Origin of the sequence: Pseudoalteromonas undina (assembly GCF_000238275.3) — a bacterium.
In the GTDB taxonomy this organism is placed as follows: Bacteria; Pseudomonadota; Gammaproteobacteria; order Enterobacterales; family Alteromonadaceae; genus Pseudoalteromonas; species Pseudoalteromonas undina.
In genome coordinates this window covers 400,973-423,295 of record NZ_AHCF03000002.1, presented here as the reverse complement: position 1 = coordinate 423,295, position 22,323 = coordinate 400,973, and the positions used below count along the sequence as shown (strand labels likewise).

Annotated in this window: 19 protein-coding genes; 12 read left to right on the top strand and 7 right to left on the bottom strand. The window is 40.1% G+C overall.

Annotation, left to right across the window (positions count from 1 at the left end; translation table 11 throughout):
- Window positions 1-22 precede the first annotated feature (22 nt).
- Window positions 23-622, bottom strand: a complete 600-nt coding sequence (locus PUND_RS02595) for a hypothetical protein (RefSeq protein WP_008465326.1) — start codon at window positions 620-622, stop codon at window positions 23-25.
- A gap of 126 nt (window positions 623-748) precedes the next feature.
- On the opposite strand from PUND_RS02595, the gene PUND_RS02590 reads away from it, so the two are divergent.
- Together PUND_RS02590 and PUND_RS02585 are read left to right on the top strand one after the other, a co-directional pair.
- The gene (locus PUND_RS02590) at window positions 749-1,606 is read left to right on the top strand and encodes a LysR family transcriptional regulator (RefSeq protein ID WP_008465324.1); all 858 of its coding nucleotides are present in this window, start codon (window positions 749-751) and stop codon (window positions 1,604-1,606) included.
- A 243-nt stretch (window positions 1,607-1,849) separates the two neighbouring features.
- Entirely contained in the window at window positions 1,850-4,006 is a 2,157-nt protein-coding gene (locus PUND_RS02585) for a TonB-dependent receptor family protein (RefSeq protein ID WP_010390740.1), read from the top strand.
- 114 nt (window positions 4,007-4,120) lie between these two features.
- On the opposite strand, the gene rlmB is transcribed toward PUND_RS02585, so the two are convergent.
- From rlmB to PUND_RS02570, 3 genes are all read right to left on the bottom strand, one after another.
- A complete protein-coding gene (gene rlmB, locus PUND_RS02580; protein WP_008112440.1) occupies window positions 4,121-4,864 on the bottom strand; it encodes a 23S rRNA (guanosine(2251)-2'-O)-methyltransferase RlmB in 744 nt (247 codons plus the stop codon).
- A complete protein-coding gene (rnr, locus tag PUND_RS02575) occupies window positions 4,861-7,320 on the bottom strand; it encodes a ribonuclease R (RefSeq protein WP_010390738.1) in 2,460 nt (819 codons plus the stop codon). The genes rlmB and rnr overlap by 4 nt, the downstream gene beginning before the upstream one ends.
- A gap of 208 nt (window positions 7,321-7,528) precedes the next feature.
- Window positions 7,529-8,263 carry an enoyl-CoA hydratase/isomerase family protein gene (locus tag PUND_RS02570; RefSeq protein ID WP_052024224.1) on the bottom strand — a complete coding sequence of 245 codons (735 nt, stop codon included), beginning with the start codon at window positions 8,261-8,263 and terminating at the stop codon, window positions 7,529-7,531.
- Window positions 8,264-8,486: 223 nt separating this feature from the next.
- Between PUND_RS02570 and PUND_RS02565 the strand changes: the two genes are divergently transcribed.
- The 4 genes from PUND_RS02565 (at window position 8,487) to queG (ending at window position 12,793) form a co-directional block, all read left to right on the top strand.
- Window positions 8,487-9,353, top strand: a complete 867-nt coding sequence (locus PUND_RS02565) for a DMT family transporter (protein WP_010390736.1) — start codon at window positions 8,487-8,489, stop codon at window positions 9,351-9,353.
- Complete coding sequence (locus tag PUND_RS02560; RefSeq protein ID WP_010390735.1) at window positions 9,350-10,054, top strand: glycerophosphodiester phosphodiesterase; 705 nt, start codon at window positions 9,350-9,352, stop codon at window positions 10,052-10,054. The genes PUND_RS02565 and PUND_RS02560 overlap by 4 nt, the downstream gene beginning before the upstream one ends.
- A 58-nt stretch (window positions 10,055-10,112) precedes the next feature.
- Window positions 10,113-11,333, top strand: a complete 1,221-nt coding sequence (locus PUND_RS02555; protein WP_021033114.1) for a methyl-accepting chemotaxis protein — start codon at window positions 10,113-10,115, stop codon at window positions 11,331-11,333.
- Between the two features lie 326 nt (window positions 11,334-11,659).
- Window positions 11,660-12,793 carry a tRNA epoxyqueuosine(34) reductase QueG gene (gene queG, locus PUND_RS02550; RefSeq protein WP_010390733.1) on the top strand — a complete coding sequence of 378 codons (1,134 nt, stop codon included), beginning with the start codon at window positions 11,660-11,662 and terminating at the stop codon, window positions 12,791-12,793.
- 264 nt (window positions 12,794-13,057) lie between these two features.
- Here the strand turns inward: queG and PUND_RS02545 are convergent, their stop codons facing one another.
- The 3 genes from PUND_RS02545 to PUND_RS02535 all read right to left on the bottom strand — a co-directional run bounded on the left by PUND_RS02545 (window position 13,058) and on the right by PUND_RS02535 (window position 16,825).
- Window positions 13,058-14,185 (bottom strand): response regulator, encoded by a 1,128-nt coding sequence (locus PUND_RS02545; RefSeq protein ID WP_010390732.1) that lies wholly within the window; start codon window positions 14,183-14,185, stop codon window positions 13,058-13,060.
- Between the two features lie 45 nt (window positions 14,186-14,230).
- Window positions 14,231-16,225: a sensor histidine kinase gene (locus PUND_RS02540; RefSeq protein ID WP_010390731.1), complete on the bottom strand. Its 1,995-nt coding sequence runs from the start codon at window positions 16,223-16,225 to the stop codon at window positions 14,231-14,233.
- Between the two features lie 111 nt (window positions 16,226-16,336).
- Window positions 16,337-16,825, bottom strand: a complete 489-nt coding sequence (locus tag PUND_RS02535) for a GNAT family N-acetyltransferase (protein ID WP_041709196.1) — start codon at window positions 16,823-16,825, stop codon at window positions 16,337-16,339.
- Window positions 16,826-16,913: 88 nt separating this feature from the next.
- Here PUND_RS02535 and PUND_RS02530 point away from each other — a divergent pair, with 88 nt between their 5' ends.
- The 6 genes from PUND_RS02530 (at window position 16,914) to PUND_RS02505 (ending at window position 22,305) form a co-directional block, all read left to right on the top strand.
- Complete coding sequence (locus tag PUND_RS02530) at window positions 16,914-17,483, top strand: glutathione peroxidase (RefSeq protein ID WP_010390729.1); 570 nt, start codon at window positions 16,914-16,916, stop codon at window positions 17,481-17,483.
- A gap of 75 nt (window positions 17,484-17,558) precedes the next feature.
- Window positions 17,559-17,840 carry a peptidylprolyl isomerase gene (locus PUND_RS02525; RefSeq protein WP_008114778.1) on the top strand — a complete coding sequence of 94 codons (282 nt, stop codon included), beginning with the start codon at window positions 17,559-17,561 and terminating at the stop codon, window positions 17,838-17,840.
- Between the two features lie 69 nt (window positions 17,841-17,909).
- The gene (locus PUND_RS02520) at window positions 17,910-18,494 is read left to right on the top strand and encodes a glutathione S-transferase family protein (RefSeq protein WP_010390728.1); all 585 of its coding nucleotides are present in this window, start codon (window positions 17,910-17,912) and stop codon (window positions 18,492-18,494) included.
- 11 nt (window positions 18,495-18,505) lie between these two features.
- Window positions 18,506-18,856: a DUF2750 domain-containing protein gene (locus PUND_RS02515; protein WP_008114782.1), complete on the top strand. Its 351-nt coding sequence runs from the start codon at window positions 18,506-18,508 to the stop codon at window positions 18,854-18,856.
- A gap of 88 nt (window positions 18,857-18,944) precedes the next feature.
- Entirely contained in the window at window positions 18,945-19,625 is a 681-nt protein-coding gene (locus PUND_RS02510; protein WP_008114784.1) for a site-specific integrase, read from the top strand.
- Between the two features lie 106 nt (window positions 19,626-19,731).
- A complete protein-coding gene (locus tag PUND_RS02505) occupies window positions 19,732-22,305 on the top strand; it encodes a M1 family metallopeptidase (RefSeq protein WP_010390724.1) in 2,574 nt (857 codons plus the stop codon).
- The last annotated feature ends 18 nt before the right edge of the window (window positions 22,306-22,323 follow it).

Genomic DNA, 22,323 nt, shown 5'->3' with positions numbered 1-22,323 from the left:
GTAATCTTTAACTTTTTACCCGTTAGGCTGCTTGAGTGTTGGTAACACTAAAGCCCTGTTGCTGCATATACTGTTGCCACTTATCAAGGGTGGCCGTTTTAGCAATAACAATAAACTGCTGTTCGTTGTTTTGATCTACTGCAGTAACAAACACGTCTCCACTTTGCGCGCCATAGCAAAGCTGCGCGTCAGCAAGGCGTAACCCTGGGGTTAGTTTAAATGCCTCAACTAAGGTATCAAATGCATTGTCGCCTTTTAAAGTAAAGGTCGCTAAGTCGGTGCGTACCACAAAGTCTATATCGTATCTAAGCTGCTGCTCGTTAATGAGCGCTTGTAATTGCAGGCTAGCATTAACTGGAAGTACAAATCGAAAGGCGGTTTCGCTAAAGTAGTAAACGGCGTAGCTAAAATCAGAATTTAAATCGCCATCCAGTGTGCCTTTAAAGCCAAAGCCACTAGCAGTAAGTTTGGTGAGGTCATGACCTAAAATAGCACTTAAAAATACCGATGCTTCACTACCACTAAAGTCAATAACAACGTGACTGCTATCGGCTTGTAAGGCATTAATAACCGCGCTGTTAGCGTTGCTATGGCGGGCAAACATAATCGGGTTAAAAGTCATAACAAATACCTATCAATCTTTAATAGCAAAAGTATATTGCGCAAGCCTTACAACAACAAATTGTAATTACTTATCAATTGATAAATAATACTTATATATATAGCCATATAAATAGTAATTTTAAATATGAAAAATATTTCAACCGACAGTTTACGAACTTTTGTTATGGTGGTTGAGGTTGGTGGATTTGCCAAAGCAGGCGATTTACTTGGCCTTTCGCAACCTGCGGTGAGCTTACAAGTAAAACGCTTAGAAGACTTACTCGGCTATAAATTATTTAAAAAGCAGGGGCAACGACAAGTGCTCAACCAATATGGCGAGTTATTACTGCCGATGGCAAAGCAAATGGTGCAGCATAACGATGCCATTTTGCAGTTGTTCACCTCAGAAAGTGTAACCGGTAAAGTGCGCTTGGGGATCCCTAGCGAATTTGCCGCGCGTATTTTGCCCTCCATTATTGGCGATTTTGTGGCGCTCTACCCCGAGGTATCACTTGAAGTAAAATCACGTTTAAGTAAACACCTACTCTCTGATGAGCGCCAAGATCAATTTGATTTAGTGTTAGCGCTTAACGAGCAACTAGACTCAGAAAAATTCCCTATTTTTATTCAAGACCAATTAGTGTGGGTGGGCGACCTATCACTGGCACAAAATGAAACCGTAACCTTAGTGACCGCACCTGAAGGCTGTATTTACCGCCGCAGAGCAACTCAGGCGCTTGAAAAAGCGGGCATTAAATATCGTATTGTTTACAGTAATGCCGATTTAACCGGTTTAATTGCCGCATTAAAAGAAGGCTTAGGCATAACAGTGCTCGCAAAAAGTACCGTACCTAACGATTTAGCCTATCACTTACACACTAAACATTTACCTGCGCTTGGCAGTATAGGTATTAGTTTAGTAAAAACCGCCAGCGAACCTGAAAACGCGGTATTTAAACTCGCCGAATTTATTAAGCTGCGCTTAGGCTATCCCACTGCTTAAATAACCTGAACTCTGGATAATAAATCTATCCCACACAGAGTTCAGGTTAAATTAACTGCCACTAGCCATTACATTATCCTAATTTTATAAGATTAGAATAAACACTTAGTTAAAAATGTTATAAAAATAGCGTATTTTTACGGCAAATGTAAATATAACTAAAACTTAATAATATTGATTCTCATTCGTTAACATGTTTAAATTACGCCAATTTTAGTAGTTGAACTATTTTTAGGGTAATCAATGTCACATAAATTTTTAGTTTCCTCGTTAACTGCAGCCGTAGCGCTGTCTTTAAGTGCTACAGCAATGGCCAAAGATGCCGGCGGCGTTGAACGCAACTTTGAACAAATTACCGTTATTGGCTCACAAGCAGCAATTAACGATATTCCAGGATCGGCTACATTTATCTCTGATGAAGAATTGCAAAAATTCGAATTTACCGATATTTCTCGCGTATTAGCATCTGTACCAGGTGTATACGTTCAAGAAGAAGATGGCTATGGTCTGCGTCCTAACATTGGTATGCGTGGCACAGGTACTGGCCGTAACGATAAAATTTCAGTAATGGAAGACGGCGTACTCGTTGCACCGGCTCCTTACTCTGCACCATCGGCTTATTACTTCCCAACTATGGGTCGTATGGAGTCTATTGAAGTATTAAAAGGTGCTGCCTCAGTTAAATATGGCCCGCGCACTACCGGTGGTGTATTAAATTTACTTTCTCGCAGCTTACCAACTGAAGCAAATAGCTCTATGGGTATGGTTGACGCGGCACTTGGTAGCGATGGTTACTATAAAGGTCACGCTTACTTCGCTAAAGAAAAAAATAACACTGCTGGCTTAATTGAAGTGTTTTCTTACGGCGCTGATGGTTTTAAAGAATTACCTGTAGGCGATGACAACACTGGTTTTGAAAAAAATGACGTACTGGTAAAGTTTGGCCATACCTTTGGTGAAAACGATGCCCACAACATTGAGTTTAAAGCTAAGTACTCTGAAGAAACATCAGACGAAACGTACATGGGCTTAACTAACGCCGATTACCAAGAAAATCCTAACCGTCGTTATGCGGCATCGCAAAATGATGAGATGAACACCCGTCATAATGCATACCAGGTAAACTATGCATACCGCTTTGGTGAAGGTTACGAATTTTTAGCAACCGCTTACTTAAATGACTTCCACCGTAACTGGTACAAAGCCAGTAAAGTAAGCGAAAGCTACCTTGAGCAATACAGTGAATTTGAAGCAAACCCAACGGCTGAAGGTATCGAAAACATCGGTGTTAAAGCTAATAACCGCGACTACCAAGCTAAAGGTGTGCAGTCTGAATTACACATTCCAGCGGGCGATCACTACATTACAGTTGGCGTACGTTACCACGAAGATGAAATGGATCGTTTCCAGTGGGAAGACAAATACACGCTTAATCAAGATTTAAGCATGACTCTTACTTCGCAAGGCGCACCTGGCTCTAATAGCAATCGCTTAGACAGCGCAAAAGCAAGCACCCTATTTATTCAAGACGAATGGACAATGGATGCATTAGTAGTGAGTGCAGGTCTGCGTTATGAAGACATTACTATTACCCGTGAAGAATGGGCTAAATCAGATCCAACTCGTAGCCAAGGCTTAACGAAAGACATTTCAAACGATACTGAAATTTTAGTACCGTCTTTAGGTGCTACTTACACACTTAACGACAACGTAACGTTACTTGCAGGCATTCAAAAAGGTTATGCACCCGCAGCGCCAGGCAATGCTGACCAAGACGAAGAAGAAAGCGTCAACATTGAGTTTGGTTCTCGTTTTAATGCAAACGGCTTTAACGGTGAAGTGATTGCATTCTACTCTGATTACGACAACATGCATGGTAACTGTACCGCATCAGTAGGTTGTAGCGACGACAACATTGGCGACCAATACAACTACGGTGAAGTAGAAGTATCAGGCTTTGAATTTAGCGCTGGTCGTACGTTTAATACTGCATCAGTAGCGTTCCCAGTTAAACTGACTTACACCTACACTGATTCAGAGTTTAAAAACACATTTGATTCAGAAATTTGGGGCTCTGTAGAAAAAGGCGATGCAATGCCTTACGTTCCAGAAAACCAAGTTGCTTTATCATTTGGCGCCGAAGTGAATAACTTTGTTGTTAACAGCCAAATACGTTACGTATCGGATGCACATGCTGACCTTTCTGACTCAGGTTTAAATGCGATTGATAGCCGTGTTGTATGGGATTTAGCTGCTAAGTACTTAATTGATGAAAATCAAAAAGTATACCTAAGCGTTGATAACCTGTTTGATAAAACCTACATTGCTAACCGCGCAAATGGCGGTATTCAACCTGGTAAGCCACGCTCAGTACAAATGGGTTACTCTTACAGCTTTTAATAAAGCGCTAACTTAAAAATACAAAAAAGCCGAGGTTGATGTAATCAATCTCGGCTTTTTAATGCCTATAATCCCTATGTAATTAGCCTGAACTTAGGCTAGTTAGGCTTAGGCTTAATTTGTTTCTGCGCGCTGGCGTAACACTTCAAATAAACAAATGCCGGTTGCTACCGATACATTTAAACTTGAAACCGTGCCTGCCATTGGGATTTTAACGAGCACATCACAATGCTCACGTGTTAAGCGGCGCATGCCCTCGCCTTCAGCACCCATCACAATCGCCATTGGGCCTGTTAAGCTGGCATCAAATACATGTGTGTCGGTTTCACCGGCAGTACCTACAACCCAAACGCCCGCGTCTTTTATTTCACGTAATGTACGTGCAAGGTTAGTTACCTGAATAAGCGGTACCGTTTCTGCTGCGCCACAGGCCACTTTACGTGCTGTGCCATTAAGCTTTGCTGATTTATCTTTAGGAACAATCACCGCATGTACACCCGCTGCATCGGCACTACGTAAGCAAGCGCCTAAATTATGCGGATCGGTAATGCCATCAAGTACCAGTAAAAATGGCGTGTCTTCGCGTTCAATGATCTCATCGAGATCTTTTTCATTAAACACTCGCGCCGCTTTTACGTTGGCGATAATACCTTGATGCTGTTCATCTTTCGCTTTGTTATCAAGCGCTTTTCGTTGCATAAACTGTACTGAAATACCAAACTGACGCGCTTGCTCAATCACAGGCGATAAACGCTTATCATCACGTCCCTTAAGGGCGTATATTTCTATAAAGCGCTCTGGCTCTTTTGCTAAAATTGCTTCAACAGAGTGAAAGCCAAAAATTAATTCATTACTCACGAATTGTTTGCTCCTGGGCTACTACGTTTACGGGCATTTTTACCTGGTCTTTTAGGCTTTTTGACCGCTTTCTTTTTGGTTTTTTTCTTCGCGGTGGTGTCATCCGCTGTTACTTTAGATTTACCCGCTGCTTTAGTTTTACTTGCAGGCTTTTTTCCATCTTTTGGTTTTTTACTGTCGCTTGCTGACTTTTTACCCGGTATTTTACCGGCTTTAAGTTGCGAGCGAACACTTGCTGGGGCATTCTTTTTTGGCGCACGACGACGCGCATAACGATCTTGAGCCACATCGCCTTTAAACGTTAAGTTAATTCGGCGATCATCTAAGCTTACCGAGGCAACTTGTACAGTTACTTTATCGCCTAAACGATAAACCGTATGTGTGTGTTCACCCACCAAGCAATGTTTAGCCGCATCATGTTGGAAGTATTCATCACCTAAATTGGTAACATGAATTAATCCATCAATTTGCAAATCATCTAAACGAATAAATAAACCAAAATTAGTAACCGATGAAATAACCCCGTTAAACTCCGTGCCTACATGATCTTGCATGTATTCACATTTTAGCCAATCGGCTACTTCACGGGTGGCATCATCTGCGCGGCGCTCAGTGGTAGAACACTGCTCACCAAGTTGATCGACTTCATCATCGCTGTAGGCATATTCACCTGACGTTTGTTGGCCTTGCGCTTTTAACACCGCTTTAATTGCACGGTGTACCACTAAATCGGGGTAACGGCGAATTGGCGAGGTAAAATGCGCATAAGCTGATAATGCTAAACCAAAGTGACCTATGTTATCTGGCTGATATACCGCTTGCTTCATTGAGCGCAGTAGCATAGTTTGAATAAGTTCAGCCTCAGGACGATCCCCTAAACGAGCCAACACTTGAGTGATCTCTTTCGGGGTAGGTTCATCGCTTAGCGTGCTCTCAATACCCAACTCAGTTAAAAACTGAGTAAAGTTACCTAGTTTTTCGCTATCAGGTTCATCATGCACCCTAAATAACGCACTTGCTTCGTGTTTCTCAAGTAATTTAGCCGCCGATACATTGGCTAAAATCATACATTCTTCAATCAGCTTGTGCGCATCGTTACGAATAACTGGCACAATAGATTCTATTTTACGCTGTGCGTTAAATACAAAACGGGTTTCGAGTGTTTCAAATTCAATTGCACCACGCTCTTGGCGTGCTGCTTTTAATGCCATGTACATTTGCTGTAAGTCAGTTAAATGTGGCACTACAGCTGCGTATTCTTTACGGAGCTTTTCGTCATTTTGTAAAATGGCATTTACTTTGGTGTAGGTTAAACGAGCATGCGAATTCATTAGTGCTTCGTAAAACTTATAGCCCGACAGCTTACCCTCTTGCGATACGGTCATTTCTGCAACCATACACAAGCGATCAACCTCAGGGTTAAGCGAACACAAACCGTTAGACAATACTTTTGGCAGCATTGGAATAACTTGCTCAGGGAAATACACTGAATTACCGCGCTCTATCGCTTCTTTGTTAAGCGGCGTGTTCATACCTACATAATGGGATACATCGGCAATGGCTACCCATAAACGCCAGCCACCTGATTTTTTAGGCTCACAATAAACTGCATCATCAAAGTCGCGAGCGTCTTCGCCATCAATAGTGACAAGTGGTAAGCCGCGTAAATCAACACGGCCTTGCTTATCGGCTTCTTCAACAAATTCACCTAAGTGGGCAACTTGCTGCTCAACTTCTTCAGGCCACACGTGTGGAATATCGTGATTACGCAGCGCAACTTCAATTTCCATACCCGGCGCTAAATGCTCGCCCAGTACGTCAATCACTTTACCTACCGCATTCATATTGCGGCTTGGGTTTTGAGTTATTTGCACTTGCACCATCTGGTTGTGGCGTGCGCCTTTTTCGTTACCCGGTAAAATAATAATATCTTGGGTAATGCGCGGATCTTCAGCAACCACAACGGCAATACCATGCTCAACAAAATAGCGGCCAACAATAGGCGCTCGTTCATTAGTAAGCACTTTAATAATACGGGCATCGCATTTTGAGCCTGAACCACGCTTAGTGCCTTTCGCAAGAACAATGTCGCCATGTAGCACCATATTCATTTGATGCTTAGCAATAAACCAGTCTTTGCTCTCGCCTTCAACTTCTAAAAAGCCAAAACCGTCTCTGTGACCGACAACTTTGCCTTTGGTTAAACCGGCTTCGTCAATCAGGGCATAACATTTAAATTTATTAAAATACAATTGCCCGTCGCGCTCCATGGCACGAAGTCGGCGCTTAAATGCTATTTGTCGTTCTTCATCGTTGACCGCGAGTTCTTCGCATAGTTGCGTGTAATTAGCAGGTTTTGAACGCTCTTGAAGGTGAGTAAGTATAAACTCACGACTAGGGACTGGGTTTTCGTACTTTTCTTGTTCTCGACTGAGATTTGGATCTTGGTTTGACATTCACTATCTTGTTAGTTGGTTATGTAAGCATTTTAACTCATATACTCGAAATGAGACAGGTAAAAGCCATTAAACTTTTAATAAAGCGTTATTAGCTTTTGCATTTTGTAGCAATGTAGCTAAATAACACTTAACACCTACTTAATTAATGCACATGAAAGTGAGTAAATTAACTGTAGTTATGTTTACTCACTTTTATAAAAACAGCTTACTTTTGCTGTAGTTTCTTCCACAATAGCGTGCTGATGTTTTCAATAAAAGCCGAGTCTTGTGCAGCCATAACATCGAGTATTGGTTTGTTCATTTGGGTTTTGTTTTGAGCGTATATCCAACGATTTTTATTAAAGCTTTGCGCAAACTCTAACACACCCGCTTGCAAGGCTTGCTCATCAGCAAAAATTGCTTCTACCACATTTTGTTGTAACAATTTTTGCGCATCAACACGCTCGCCAGTCATAGCTAAGCGGTTAAAAAATTGAGGATTAATCGCTTTATTAATAATCGGAAACATAGACGGTACAAACGGTACCAGTACATCAACTTCAGGAAAGCAGAAAAAGCCTTTGTCCGATTTCATAAACCGAAAATCACAGGCACATGCCAACACCGAGCCATTACCATAAGTGTGACCGTTTAATGCAGCAATGATAGGCATAGGAAACGTCACTATGCGTTTAAATAACTGCCCTATCGAATCCATAAAATCGGCAATAACTGTAGGCGTGTTATCTGAACTTGCCATCCACTGTAAATCTATTCCCAATGACCAGCTTTTATCGCTGCTTGAGGTTAATACTACGGCGTTAATATCGCCATTGGCTTCTATGCTATCTAAGTGTTGATTAAGTTCAGCTATAAAACTAGGGTTATGGCGGTTTTCAGCGGTATTCATGGTAAGTATTGCCACGCTTTGCTCAGTGGTAATCTTTATTAATGCGGTCATTCGAGCCTCTTTGAGTGCATTTAGCTGCGCTTTTAGCACTTTTCGTTACTTTTATAGTTATAAACAGCATAGTAACGCGTAGTTTTGATTTTACAATCGCTATTACACTTAAAAAATTAATCCCCTAAATAATTGCATATTAATTATTAAGGCTTTTAAAAATTTCATCTTAAGTAATTAATAGTAATGTTAAACTGCATTAAAAGCAGCGCAAGGAAACGTCATGCAGTCCCAACAACAAAGCTTAATTTACTTACATATTGCTGTCCTTTTATTTGGCGGCACCGCCTTATTCGCAAAGCTAATTGGTTTGAATGCATTAGATATTACCGCTTATCGCGCGGCTATCGCTGGGGTGGCAATTTGTGTGCTACTGACTTTGCAAAAAAAACCAATTAAGCTGCATCACGCCAAAGATTATGTGATTGCCATTTTATTAGGCGTTGCCGTAGGTATTCACTGGGTAACCTACTTTGCAGGCATGCAATTGGCAGGAATTACCGTGGGCATGTTAGCTTTTTTTACCTATCCCGTGATCACGGTATTTTTAGAGCCCCTATTTAATAAAAGTAAGCCCAAAGCAAAAGATATAATAAGCGCTGTGGTGGTGATTATTGGCATTTATTTATTGATCCCTAACGTTAATTTAGGCGATGACATCACTTTAGGTGTGGTGACGGGGGTGGTATCAGCGTTGTTTTTTGCTATTCGTAATATTACCCATAAACGCTACTTTAGTGAGTATGGTGGACCGCAAACCATGTTTTATCAAACGTTAGTGGCAAGCCTGATGCTATGTACATTTATTGAAGTACCCATAACACAAATTAATGATACTGATTTAATATTGTTGCTTATCGCCGGTGTGGTGTTTACTGCGATGCCGCATTCGTTATTTGCAGCGAGTTTAAAACATTTATCAGCAGCGACCGCTGGATTGATTTCTTGCTTACAGCCCCTTTATGGCACAATACTGGCTATAATTATTTTGCACGAACGCCCCTCAGTGATGACCCTGATTGGTGGTGCACTGATTGTTAGTGCTGCGTGCTTTGAAACTTGGTCAATCTCACGGAAAAAGCAGCCATGAAAATATTTGCTCATAGAGGCACAAGCACACACTTTCCTGAAAATACACATAGCGCCATTATGGCGGCGTTAAAAGCAAATGTAGATGGCATTGAGGTTGATGTACAAAGCGCACTTGATGACTACGTGATTATTCATGATACCTACCTAGATAGAACCACTAATGGTAAAGGTAAAGTGTGCGACCTAAGCGCTCAGCAAATTCAACAATTTGATGCGGGAAATGGTGAGCAAGTGCCTACCCTACAACAACTAATTGACTGGAATAGCAACCAAACCTTACTTAATTTAGAGCTAAAACATACTTTTGAACTAGAAAAGTTTGCTGCGCAACTAGAAATGAATATTACTGCAAATAAGATATCAGCAGACAATATTTTAGTTTCATCATTTAATCATCATCAACTACACTGGCTAAAGAACCGCTTGCCTTGGCTTAAAATTGGCGCACTTACTGCATCAATTCCATTGCAGTATGCGAAGTTTGCTGAAGACTTACAGGCCTTTAGCATTCATGTTGACAAAAACTTTATGAACAAGTCGTTTGTTGACGATGCCAAACTGCGCGGCTTACAGGTGTTTGCCTACACCGTAGATGAAGTTGAAGATATTAAACTGATGCTTGCCTGTGGTGTTGATGGCATTTTTACTAACGACCCTGAACGAACTAAGCATTTTTTGGCGCAATTAAATGAACTATAACTAATTATTTAATTGCTATTTATGCTATAAAAACAATAATTTAGTAGGTCACTATTTAATGAGTAGCTACATGCGTATTTATAATTTTTTAGAACAAACTCTATTTTTTACTTTAACCCGAAAAATAGTGGGTAATTTAAGCTTTGTATTTTTATTTCAAGCTATTACATTATTTTGGTTACACAGTAGCCTCTCTGAAAATCAACAAAGCACAGGGCTATTTTGGGCATTAACCCTGCTGATTGTTGCCGGTTTTATATTTACTATTTTTTATATGCGCTTTTTAATTGTGCGCCCGGTAAAAGCCATGCGCGATACGTTGATTAATATTAATCAACAAGATGCCAACTTAGCTGCCAAACTTCCTCATTTTACTTTTGATGAATTTAGAGATTTAAGTGAACAATATAATCAGTTTACTACGCATTTAAACAGCTTATTAAGTACGACCTACAGCAGCGCTCAGGAAAGCGTGCAAAGTAATAGCCAAGTAACGCAATCAATGCAGCACACAGAGCAGCTAAGCGAACAGCAAATTAACTTAAGCCACACCATAATTAATGCCAGCAACCAAATTACCCAAAGCCTACAAGATATAGTAAGTAACACTGATAGCGTACATCAGGTAAATAATGAACATCTTAGTTTTGTTAAGCTCTCTGCGAGCGAACTGTCAAAACTGGTTGAACAGGTGAGACTTATTAATGAAATGCTGGGTAGTTTTTCTAAAACGATTGCAGGCTTAAAAGAGAATAGTGAAAACATTCGTAGCATTTTAAAAATGGTAGAAGAGTTTTCTGATCAAACTAATTTATTAGCGCTTAATGCGGCAATTGAAGCAGCGCGCGCCGGAGAAGCTGGGCGAGGTTTTGCCGTGGTTGCCGATGAAGTTCGCACCCTATCGGTTAAAGTAAGTGATGCAACCCGCCAAATTAGTGATTTTATTACCCAAATGAATGAGCTGGTTAATGAAACCAATAAAGAGTCTCAGCAGTTAATTAGTCACTCTAATAACGCACAAGCTGCAATCAACGATACCTCAGAAGGTTTTGGAAAAATGCTCAATGAATTTGAGCATAATCAGCAGCAATTACAGCAAATAGCTAACGCAGTTCATTTACTTGAAGATACACAAAATCAAACCCATGAATCGGTTGAACAAATTGTGGCGCTTGGCGAACAAGCAAAACAACAAATAGACACCGCATTGCATGACTCTGAGCAATCACAAAAACTAAGTCAACAAACCCAACAACAGTTAAAGCGTTTTGTAGGCTAGGGTCTGCTGATCTTTCAAGGTTAAATTTGCAGCAGTCTGTTTGATATTTAGGCAAGGCAGGGCCTATGTGGTGTGGTTATTCCCCATAAATAGGCGATAACGCAGCATCAATGCCAAACAGGCGCTGCCCGAAGGGTTCTGCCTAGGGGCAATTAACTCTTTGTTGCTCGGTTTTTACTTAGCCCACTAGGTTACAAACCTCGCGCCGCGATTAAATCGCCCCTAGTTTGAACAAATTTCAATCCGCAAAAGTCAACAGACCCTAGTTTTACCCAAGCCGCGATTATGCTAAATTACGCGGCTTATAATATAACTGTGTGAAGCATGTGAGCGACGTCAATCTAAATTATGAACAGCTAGCCCAGCAAATAAAGCTATGGGGTCAAGAACTTGGCTTTAGTGAAGTGGGTATTACTGACATTGATTTAACTAAGCATGAAGCACAGCTGCAGCGATGGCTTGATGCGGGTTTTCATGGCTCAATGGATTATATGGCAGCCCATGGTATGAAGCGTGCTCGCCCTAATGAGCTAATACCCGGAACACAGCGGGTTATTTCAGTTAAAATGAATTACCTCCCACCTGATTCTGGCTTTGCCAAAAACCTTAAAAATACCGAAAAAGCCTATATCAGTCGATATGCCCTTGGCCGTGACTATCATAAGTTGATGCGCAACCGGATCAAACAGTTAGGTAAAAAAATTGAACAATATGTGGGTGACTATAGCTTTAGGCCTTTTGTTGATTCAGCCCCTGTACTTGAACGTCAACTCGCTGAAAAAGCGGGATTAGGCTGGCGCGGAAAGCATTCTTTATTAATAAATAAAGAGGCGGGTTCTTGGTTCTTTTTAGGTGAGCTTTTTGTCGACTTACCTTTACCTATTGATAACGAAAACACTTTTGAGGGCTGCGGCAAATGCGTTGCCTGCATAACACTATGCCCCACTGGTGCTATTGTAGAACCTTATGTGGTTGATGCGCGTAAGTGTATTTCGTATTTAACTATAGAGCATCAAGGCGCTATTCCTGAGCAATACAGAACATTAATGGGAAATCGCATTTATGGCTGTGACGATTGCCAATTGGTATGCCCATGGAACCGCTACGGAAAAATTACTGATGAGGCTGACTTTCATCCTCGTACACAATTAAAAAACAAAGATTTACTCGAGTTATTTGCTTGGGATGAAACTACCTTTTTAAAAAATACCGAGGGCAGTCCAATCCGCCGCATTGGCCATGAACGTTGGCTACGAAATATAGCCGTTGGCTTAGGTAACGCAGATTTTAGCCCGGCAATTATTGCTGCACTCGAAGATAAGCGCCAAGCGGTCAGTGACCTGGTGGGTGAACATATAAATTGGGCACTCGCCCAGCAACACGATAAACAAAGGCAAAAGCTACGCAAAACAGCACGATTAATTCGTATTGTCGAAAAAGGCCTCCCCAGAGACGCGTAAACCTTTTACCTTTTTATGTAATCACTTTCTCTATGAACTCTTAGCCCTCTTTGTGCATAATTTACTAACATCTAATTTAACACAGAGAAGAGAATGAGGAGTAAATAAGAAGCTACTATTAAAGTACAGCTCTTAGTTAACCTGTTACTCATACCTTTCGTTTTTAACCTTTAAAAGACGCGACATAAAACCGCTGCTACAAGTTAATTTGTCCAATCGTAGTAAGGAATTTACCCCGCGTCTCGCAGCCCGTAGCCCGCACCTTTAGCCTTTCAACAATAAAGCGAGATCTTGCTCTATCTCTGCGAACGCTTTTTTAACCTGATCAACAGATTCTTGGCGTGCCACCGAATTTTGAATCGTTTCGTCGACCTTTTTGTAAATAAACACTTCCTGGTCTTCATCTAGTCCCATGGTTGGGATTCGCTCTTCTAACTCCTCTTGAAGTTGTTTAAATACTTTTTCGTTATTTATCCGGCTATCGTTAAGCAATCCAATTAAACTATGAAATTTACTGTGAACAGTACTCGCCACTTTGTTTAATCGCTCTTGCTGCGAAACCAACATTTTCTTAGTAGTAATAGCGCGCAATTGCTGTTCGGTTACACTTACAATAAAACAAATATGATCACGTATACGCCCATGCTTCTGCTCATCTTGTTCTGGCATATTCAAAATCAATAAACTGACAAACTCGTAATTAACCAAAATACGATGAGAAAACTCATGTAACCTACCTTTGTTTTTAAGCATTTCAAATAACTCAATCACAATCGGCGAACACACACCGTTTAAAGCAAAGTGCGATTTGGTGTCGTTACATCTAAATTCAATATTACTTTGTAGACCAAATGTCTGTAAGCACTCCACTAATGCCTTACCTAACTCCTCTACATCGTTGATAAAACCGATATTTTCAATATAGTTAACTATCTGACCCATTTCACTGCTATTTGCCATAGCATTAAAAGCGGTTGAGGTTGCTTCTTTTACTTGCTTTTCAAGCTGTTGTTTTTCTATTAATACTTGATTTAACTTATTCAGCTTTTGCTTAAGCTCATCGTGCCCAAACGGTTTTACAATATAGTCTTCAGCACCTACTGAATAACCTTCCATACGTTCCTCAACAGTCCCCCTTGCCGATACAAACATCACTATAATATCTTGTGTTTTAGGGTTCGCTTTGAGCTCTTTACATACTTCGTAACCATTCATTTTTGGCATGCTTACATCAAGTAAGATAACCTGCGGCATATACTCTTCAACCATGCTCAAGCATTCCGGGCCACTCGAAGCCAGCTTAAGTTCAAAATCTAATTCCTCTAGGATTTCTTCTATTATTTCGAGGTTAAATGGTTCATCGTCGACTGCAAGAATTTTAGTTAAAGCCATAATTTTTCGTCCATATAAATCGTGTTCATTAAAACAATTCGGTTATTAGCTACCATTTTTCACTAATTGCTCATCGGCTAAATATTCATCGAGGTTTATTTCCAAAGGAACCTGAATGCTAATGGTTGCCCCACCAAGTTCGTTATTACAGGCTTTTATAGTTCCTTGATGTAAAGAAACAAATTCACGGCACAGCGTAAGTCCTAATCCTGTCCCCCCTGCGCCACTATTTGTTTTGCTGCTTTGCACAAATTTTTGAAAAACAGTTTCAAGCTCGTCTTCTGGTATGCCTATTCCGCTATCTATTACTTCAATATTTGCACACCCACTGTCTGTTTCCAATGCAACTTCGATAGTGCTATGTTCTTCGCTAAATTTTAATGCATTACTCAATACGTTTCTAAGTACCTGATTAATTTGCTCTTCATCGCATTGCGCTATAACTGGTGGGTTATCTGATTTAAATGCAATTTTAATATCTTTTTCTATGGCAATTCCGGACACATCATCAATACTTGTTTTAACAATAGTCGTTAAATCGCATGCTCGCGGGTTAAATGGGAATTTACCTACATCTAATTTCGACAAATCTAGTAAATTGTTAAGTAAAGAAAGCAGCCTTTGTCCACTTGATTCAATTCGGGTTAAGTATTTTAAAAGTTTATCTTTACTAAAATCATCATCTTGAAGCTTACCGATACCAAAGCGTGAAAAACTTAGTATAGAATGCATAGGGGTTCTTAGCTCATGTGACATATTCGCCAAAAACTCTGATTTGCTTAAATTAGCTGCTTCAGCAATGTTTTTCGCATGCTCAAGTTGCGAAGTCCGCGCTCTAACCTGCTCTTCTAGAAGGTCTTTGGCCTCAAGTAATAAATCTTCTTTTTGTTTTAAATGGGTTACGTTTTTAAAAATAACCGCTAATGCTATCTCACCATGATGATCAATTTCATTAAATGAGCCGACAAGTGGAATTTTACTCCCATCTTTATTGACTAGGTGTAAGTCGCAACTAAATTGCCGATTACTGTTTAAAGTCGATATTTTATCTTTTATTGCCTTTACTGAATCGTCATCTAAAAAGTGAAATAACGAGTGAGCAATGAGCTTTTTAAACGGTAAATTAAACAGCTTTAAGCACGCGTCGTTAGCCTCTACTATTTTGCCTTTACGTTCAAAAAGTAAGATTGGATCGGGGGTATTTTTAAAAATCACTTGCAGCAAACTGTCTTTTTCAATAAGTACATCGACTGTATCTTGTAGCCTTTCAACTAGCTCTGCGTTATGACGTTTTAGCAATTCGGTTTGCCACAACTTATGTACTGCTTGTAATAAAACGTTGTCATCGAGTGGCTTAATTAAAACGTCTTCAACACCTTGGCGAATTGCTTCAATCATAGAAACCTGAGCAGGACGCGAGGTTAATAATAAGCAGCGGCTATGCGGCTGTATCTGCTTAAGGCTGGTAAATATATCTAAGCCAAGCCCTTCTTTTAAACTAAAATCACTAATTAAAATATCAATCATTCTGAGTTTAGCAATATTAAGTGCCTCATCATGATTCGTAGCTGTGTATACCTCTATATGTGCACCCACTAAACTACTTTTTAGCATTTCTAAACGCTCACTAACATGATCAACCAACAAAATTGTAGGCAGTTTAAAAATATGATCAGGGCCTATTTCTAATAGTTCTTCAATAAATGAAGTGATTTCTTTATTAGAAAAAAATGGATAAATAATAGTGGCATCTGGAACAAGCTCATTTAATTTACCAAATGCATCAAGCAATTCACCACTTTCAGCCTTGGGAGCTAAAAGTAAAAATGATTGTCGGGTTGCTTGTTTTACCAACGAAGCAACCAGATTTGTTGGTGTCCCTTGTGAAAAGGCAAGCATATCGTACGCATCTATGTTGCTGCTTTGATCAAACATAGAATAATGAACTAATTCAACTTCACAACCAATTAGCTCAAGCAGTACTTTTAAGCGCATAGCAATCATGCTACTGCTATCAATAATAAGTATTTTTTGCGCCATTTATGTACACTTTTAAGAATTAATTAAACACCTTTTCAGCATAGTATAGAATTTTTGGTTTGGCATAATCGTCTACATAAATGTAATTTTTGCTTGCCTATGGTTATGGGATTACATTAAATGCTTACCAAAAATAGTCAGGCTGTACAGCTGGTTATCCATCCTTGCAACATTGGGCAACTCTCCCCATACTGCAAAATCAAAATGCTTAAATAATTTAATGCTTGGTTCGTTATGGCTAAAAATAAACCCGAGTAACACTTCAATATCGAGCTTTTGTGCTTGTTGTTGTGCAAATTGCATCAACTTTTTACCCAACCCTTTTCCTTGGGCTGCTGATGTAATGTAGATGCTTAGTTCAACGGTGCCATCGTAAGCTGGGCGCCCATAAAACGATTTATAACTTACCCACGCTAGTACTTGGTCATTTTCGCAGTAAACAAAAATAGGTCTTTGAGCTGTATGGCTATCAAACCAAGGTTGTTTGTCAGCAACGGTTACTTCTTCGGTATCGGCGGTCACCATTCGACTAGGGATAGTTTCATTGTAAATGGCAACAATAGCAGTTAAATCATCAGGTTTTGCTAAACGTATAGTCATAGAAAATAAGTAAAATTGATCAATTTTGTCTATAGTAGCGTATGATAAGTTACATAAACACCCATCGAATAGCATTCAAGGTAACCGCATGATAAGAAAATTAATATTCGGATTAACATTGGCTCTAGGCTGTGTATCTGTAACCACCAATGCAGCAGACACTAATAGCCCTTCAGCAAAGACAGATACCTGCGATGACTTCACAAATGTGTCACTGAGAAAGCTTCGTTCAACCGAAACGCTTAATCTATGTGAATTTAAAAATAAGCCACTGTTGATTGTTAACACTGCCAGCAATTGCGGCTTTACTTCTCAGTTTGAAGGGCTAGAAACGCTATACAAAAAATATAAAGAGCAAGGCTTAGTGGTGCTCGGTTTTCCATCTGACGATTTTTTTCAAGAAGAAAATGACGAAAAAGATACGGCTAAAGTCTGTTATGTAAATTACGGCGTTACTTTCCCTATGTTAGCCACCAGCGCAGTGCGTGGCAGCGATGCCAACCCTATTTTCAAGCACTTAAATGCAAAAACTAGTTCACCTAACTGGAATTTTTATAAATACGTGGTTTCGGCAGATCGTCAATCAGTGACTCGCTTTAACAGCCGCGTCAAACCCGATTCAGCAAAATTAGAAAGCGCCATCAAAAGTGCATTTTAATTTTGTGTTTTCAGTTTAACCTTACTAAGATGTTGCTTAGTAGATAGAAAACTAAACTTATAAATAGGAGATTTTATGGCAGTAGCAAGTGCAAGGCACATACTCGTAGACAGTGAAGCACAATGTTTAGACCTTAAAGATAAAATTGAGCAAGGCGAAGACTTTGCTGAGCTAGCTAAATTGCACTCTAATTGCCCTTCAGGTCAAGATGGTGGCGCATTAGGTGAGTTCGGACCTGGTATGATGGTTCCTGAGTTTGATAAGGTGGTTTTTTCAGCGCCACTTAACCAAGTACAAGGTCCTGTTCAAACACAGTTTGGTTACCATTTATTAGAAGTAACCAGCCGCTCAGAGTAAGCAAATCGATTTATTAATAAAGCCGCATTAGCGGCTTTTTATTTATGTGGAGTTGGCAAAAGCCCCAATATGCAATTACTTGGCTCTATTTCTTCCCCTTATGTTCGCCGTGTCAGAATTTGGGCACAACAAAATAACTGTGAGTTTGAGTTTATAAATCTCGACATTTTTTCAAGCGATGACCGCTCTTTAATGATGTCGCACAACCCGGCAGCTAAAATCCCTATCTTAATTGATGGCTCGCTTAACTTAAGCGACTCAAACAATATACTGCGTTACTTACTTGAAAAAACACAGCAGAACCCGCTAACTTGGCCGCAAGAGCATTTTTTAACTAGCATCAATGCCTGTAACGATTCATTGGTTGAGTTATTGATATGTCAGCGTTCTGGGTTTGACACGCAAGCTGATAAACTATTTTTTAATCTGCAAAATGAGCGAATTGCGCAAACTTTAGACTATTTAAATGATCATTTAAACGATGATGAATTTAAAAGCTGTGAATGCCTCAACATCAGTTTATACTGCTTGCTAGATTGGATCTGCTTTCGTGAACTCACTGATTTTAGCGCGCAATCGCAGTTAGTTAAGTTTTATGAAGCGTTTAGTCAGCGTCAAGCGGCTAAAAATACCAACCCTCGACTCAAATTTTAAAAGGTGAACACATGAGCGATATCGAAATTGAATCACAACTAGTTAGCTTTGTAGAAAAAGTACGTGTTAGTGAACAGATCTGGGCACTGGGTGCACAAGATGGTGGCTTTGTTGTATGTGAATCAAATCAGTTTGACGACACCGATGTACTTTTACTGTGGGAATCAGAAGACGCAGCAAAAGAGCAGTGTAAAGAAGAGTGGAAAGACTATAGTCCGGTAGAAATCAATCTAGATGAATTTTTAGATGATTGGGTTGAAGACCTTAAATCGGATGATGCATTAGTTGGTTTAAATTGGAATGACGATCAAGTGTGTGTAGAAATTGAACCAGTTGGTTTAGCTCGCGCTTTAAGTGAATAAGTTTTAACTGTTTATTTGCTGGCACACCCCCAATTAACAACAACGATTAGTTGGGGTATAAAATAATAAAAACTGTCAAGGTACTGCGTTGAAAACCCATCTTGGTCGTCGTCCATTCTCAGCTATGGAGCTGCATACGCTCTATACCGGATATATTTATAGTGATACTCGGCTTGCCCGCGAACAAGCTAAGCACTGGCACTTTTGGCTGCCTTTAATTGCGTACTACAGTGGCGCTTACAGTGATGAAATTGGCTATTTAACCCTAGATGACTTGGTGGTTAAAAATAGCATTCTCTGCTTTAGCTTTCATACTCATGGTAAAATTAAACCCCGTTTAATTCCTGTACATAACGCCCTTATTAAGGCCGGACTTAATGATTATTTAGCCTACGTAAAAGCGCAAAAACACACACGTTTACTGTTTGACCTCCCAGCAAAAACAGGACGCTACAGTGAAAAAGTACGCATTTGGTTTTCAGGCGAGGGCGAACGTGCGGGGTATTTGCAAAAATGTGCAATTCCTTCCGTGGATCAACTCGGAATGAAAACCGCGATTAGTAGTTTGCGGCTTAACTTTGAACAGCAAATTCGTATTTATGCCCTGCAAGCAGGCTCTAAAGACTGCTTCAATTACTTAATGGGCTTTAATGATTACCCCCATGATAACTTTAACGATATAGCCTTGTTAAATAAGGTGCTGCAACAGCTCCGGGTTATTAATTCCCACATTCATTGGCAGCGGTTTTTAGCACGAGATAGCCACTGACAAACTTTGTTACTCTTTTCCTTATTGTTGTTCGCTTACTCTAGCAAAAAAAGCTGTTAGGATGGAGTGTACTCACTCTTCTAACAACAAAAATCTAGGGATAACTATGTTTTTTAAAAGCCTCTTAACCGTGAGCGTTGCGCTTGCGATAAATGCTGCTAACGCTAATGAGTTCGTCATTGAAAAGCTCGCAAAGCCAAGTTCACAAAAAGTCGCTTTAACGCTCGACCCAAGTCAGGATACTTTTACAGGAATGACTGAAATCAGTTTGGAGGTGCTTAAACCAACACGCTACATTGAACTTAATGGTGTTGATTACGCAACCAAAATGGTTCAACTATTGGGTGAGCAAAACTGCGACTTAAACAGCGAAATGCTTAAAACCGGTAAAGTTAAATTTAGCTGCGAAGAGCAAATTCTGCCGGGTAAATACACTTTAAAAATTGATTTCTCAGCGCCATATAATCGCCAAAGTGTGGGGCTATATAAAACCCTAGATCAAGGCGTTCCTTATCTTTTCACCCAATTTGAAATGAGCGATGCCCGTCGAGCGTTTCCTGTATTTGACGAACCAAGCTATAAAATTCCATTTCAGTTAACTATTACCGCCCCCACTTCACAAAAAGTGTATTCAAATACACCTGAGTTAAAAACGACAGTGAATGGCGATATGACTACCCATTACTTTGATAAAACGCCACCAATTCCATCATACTTAGTAGCTATGGCTGTAGGCCCGTTTGAAGAGCTAGAGATTAAGGGTATGCCAATTCCTGGCCGTGTAATTACTCCACAGGGTAAAATTCATTTAGCACAGTATGCAAAAGAGAATATGCCTAAAGTACTGGGCGCACTTGAAGAGTACTTTGGTATTCCTTACGTATATAAAAAGTTAGATTCAGTGGCTGTTCCAGAGTTTCCGTTTGGGGCAATGGAAAACTCAGGTTTAGTGACTTACCGCGAAGATATTCTTCTGGTTGATTTAGAAGCTGCAACGCGTAGTAAAAAGCAACGTAATGTCTCTATTATTGCCCATGAATTAGCTCACCAATGGTACGGTAACTTAGTGACTATGAAGTGGTGGAACGACTTATGGTTAAACGAAGCGTTTGCTAGCTGGATGGCAGCAAAAATTACTAAGCAACTTAACCCTGAGTTTGAATCACACCTAGATTTACCACAAAACAATGTAATGGCGTTAGATGCTCGCTTAAGCACTAAGCCAATTCGTAAACCAATTAAAACTGAAGCCGATATTATGGACGGTTTAGGCCTTGCATACAGCAAAGGCAGCTCAGTACTGGCGATGGTTGAAAATTGGATTGGTGAAGATGCATTTCAAGCTGGTATTCAAAATTACTTAAAAGAGTTCTCATATAAAAATGCCGAAGCCGCCGATTTATGGGAAGCACTCGGTAAGGCTTCAAATAAAGATGTGGCGAGTGTTTTAAAATCATTTATTGAACAATCGTCATTTCCTTTAATCAAGGTTGATCAGCAAGGTAAAACTATCACTATTTCGCAAAGCCGTTTTGCTAATGCCGGTGTTGATGCTCCAGCCCAACTTTGGAATGTACCCGTTGCCATTAAGTACGGTAAAGGCGATAAAGTAAAAACTGCCAGTGTATTACTTAATAAACAAAACCAAACGCTAGAGTTAGATTTTGAGCCAGAGTGGATATATCCAGACCAAGGTGCGCTAGGTTACTACCGCTGGGTCATGGACGATGCGCAATTTAACGCACTAATTGATAATGCAGCAAGCGTATTAAACGACCGCGAGCGCCTTGCATTGTTATCAGCTACTGACGCCTTACTTGACGCAGGTGTAATTTCTGCGGCTAAGCTGATGCAAACGCTTGAAGTATTTGCCAGTGATAGTCATCCACGCGTAGCTAACACTGCTTTAGGTTATTTAGCATCTCAGCAGCGTACCTTTAAAGACGACAGCAACAAAGATTTATGGCCTACATTTATTCAAAATGCAGTCATGCCTGCCGCTAAAAAATATGGCCTAGAAGCAAGAATGGGGGAAGATGGCGCTGTTGCTCAATTGCGAGCTGCGGTGGTATCACGCTTAGGCTTTGATGGTGAAGATAAAAATGTGATCAATAAAGCTAAGCAGCAAACAGCTGCCTACTTAAAAGATCCACAAAAAGTAGACCCTTATTTAGCGGGTACTTACTTACGTCTTGCGGCTTTTCATGGTGATAAAGCGCTGCTTGATCAGTTTATGGCAACCTTTAAAACCACTAAAGATCCACAAGTTCGTACCAATATGTTGGCAGCAATGGGTTATTTTGGTAAACCTGAACTCCAAAAAGCAGTGCTTGCATATAGCTTAACCGATGAAGTAACCGCTTCTGATATGCGTACTATTTTATCGGGGCAAAGTTACACCGATGAACGCCAAGCACTCTTTATTGATTGGATATATAGCAACTACGATAAAGTAACAGCAAGTTTGCCACCATTTTTTGTGCCTAACTTACCTTACTTTACTACTGCTAGCTGTGATGCTGAAAGTTTAGCGAAAACGCAAACGTTCTTTGACGCTAAACTTGATGACGTACCTGGCTATGCGCGCACATTAAGTAAGCTTGCAGAAAGTACTAATGACTGTATTGCACTTAAAAACCGTGAACTCAAATCAGTAAATAGCTTTTTGAATAGTAAATAAGTTAAAGCTCAAAGGATA

What these genes read in the sequence shown, in the direction of transcription:
- PUND_RS02595 (WP_008465326.1), bottom strand. Translation starts at nt 622, where the DNA reads ATGACTTTTAACCCGATTATGTTTGCCCGCCATAGCAACGCTAACAGC.
- PUND_RS02590 (WP_008465324.1), top strand. Translation starts at nt 749, where the DNA reads ATGAAAAATATTTCAACCGACAGTTTACGAACTTTTGTTATGGTGGTT.
- PUND_RS02585 (WP_010390740.1), top strand. Translation starts at nt 1,850, where the DNA reads ATGTCACATAAATTTTTAGTTTCCTCGTTAACTGCAGCCGTAGCGCTG.
- rnr (WP_010390738.1), bottom strand. Translation starts at nt 7,320, where the DNA reads ATGTCAAACCAAGATCCAAATCTCAGTCGAGAACAAGAAAAGTACGAA.
- PUND_RS02570 (WP_052024224.1), bottom strand. Translation starts at nt 8,263, where the DNA reads ATGACCGCATTAATAAAGATTACCACTGAGCAAAGCGTGGCAATACTT.
- PUND_RS02565 (WP_010390736.1), top strand. Translation starts at nt 8,487, where the DNA reads ATGCAGTCCCAACAACAAAGCTTAATTTACTTACATATTGCTGTCCTT.
- PUND_RS02560 (WP_010390735.1), top strand. Translation starts at nt 9,350, where the DNA reads ATGAAAATATTTGCTCATAGAGGCACAAGCACACACTTTCCTGAAAAT.
- PUND_RS02555 (WP_021033114.1), top strand. Translation starts at nt 10,113, where the DNA reads ATGAGTAGCTACATGCGTATTTATAATTTTTTAGAACAAACTCTATTT.
- PUND_RS02545 (WP_010390732.1), bottom strand. Translation starts at nt 14,185, where the DNA reads ATGGCTTTAACTAAAATTCTTGCAGTCGACGATGAACCATTTAACCTC.
- PUND_RS02540 (WP_010390731.1), bottom strand. Translation starts at nt 16,225, where the DNA reads ATGGCGCAAAAAATACTTATTATTGATAGCAGTAGCATGATTGCTATG.
- PUND_RS02535 (WP_041709196.1), bottom strand. Translation starts at nt 16,825, where the DNA reads ATGACTATACGTTTAGCAAAACCTGATGATTTAACTGCTATTGTTGCC.
- PUND_RS02530 (WP_010390729.1), top strand. Translation starts at nt 16,914, where the DNA reads ATGATAAGAAAATTAATATTCGGATTAACATTGGCTCTAGGCTGTGTA.
- PUND_RS02525 (WP_008114778.1), top strand. Translation starts at nt 17,559, where the DNA reads ATGGCAGTAGCAAGTGCAAGGCACATACTCGTAGACAGTGAAGCACAA.
- PUND_RS02520 (WP_010390728.1), top strand. Translation starts at nt 17,910, where the DNA reads ATGCAATTACTTGGCTCTATTTCTTCCCCTTATGTTCGCCGTGTCAGA.
- PUND_RS02515 (WP_008114782.1), top strand. Translation starts at nt 18,506, where the DNA reads ATGAGCGATATCGAAATTGAATCACAACTAGTTAGCTTTGTAGAAAAA.
- PUND_RS02505 (WP_010390724.1), top strand. Translation starts at nt 19,732, where the DNA reads ATGTTTTTTAAAAGCCTCTTAACCGTGAGCGTTGCGCTTGCGATAAAT.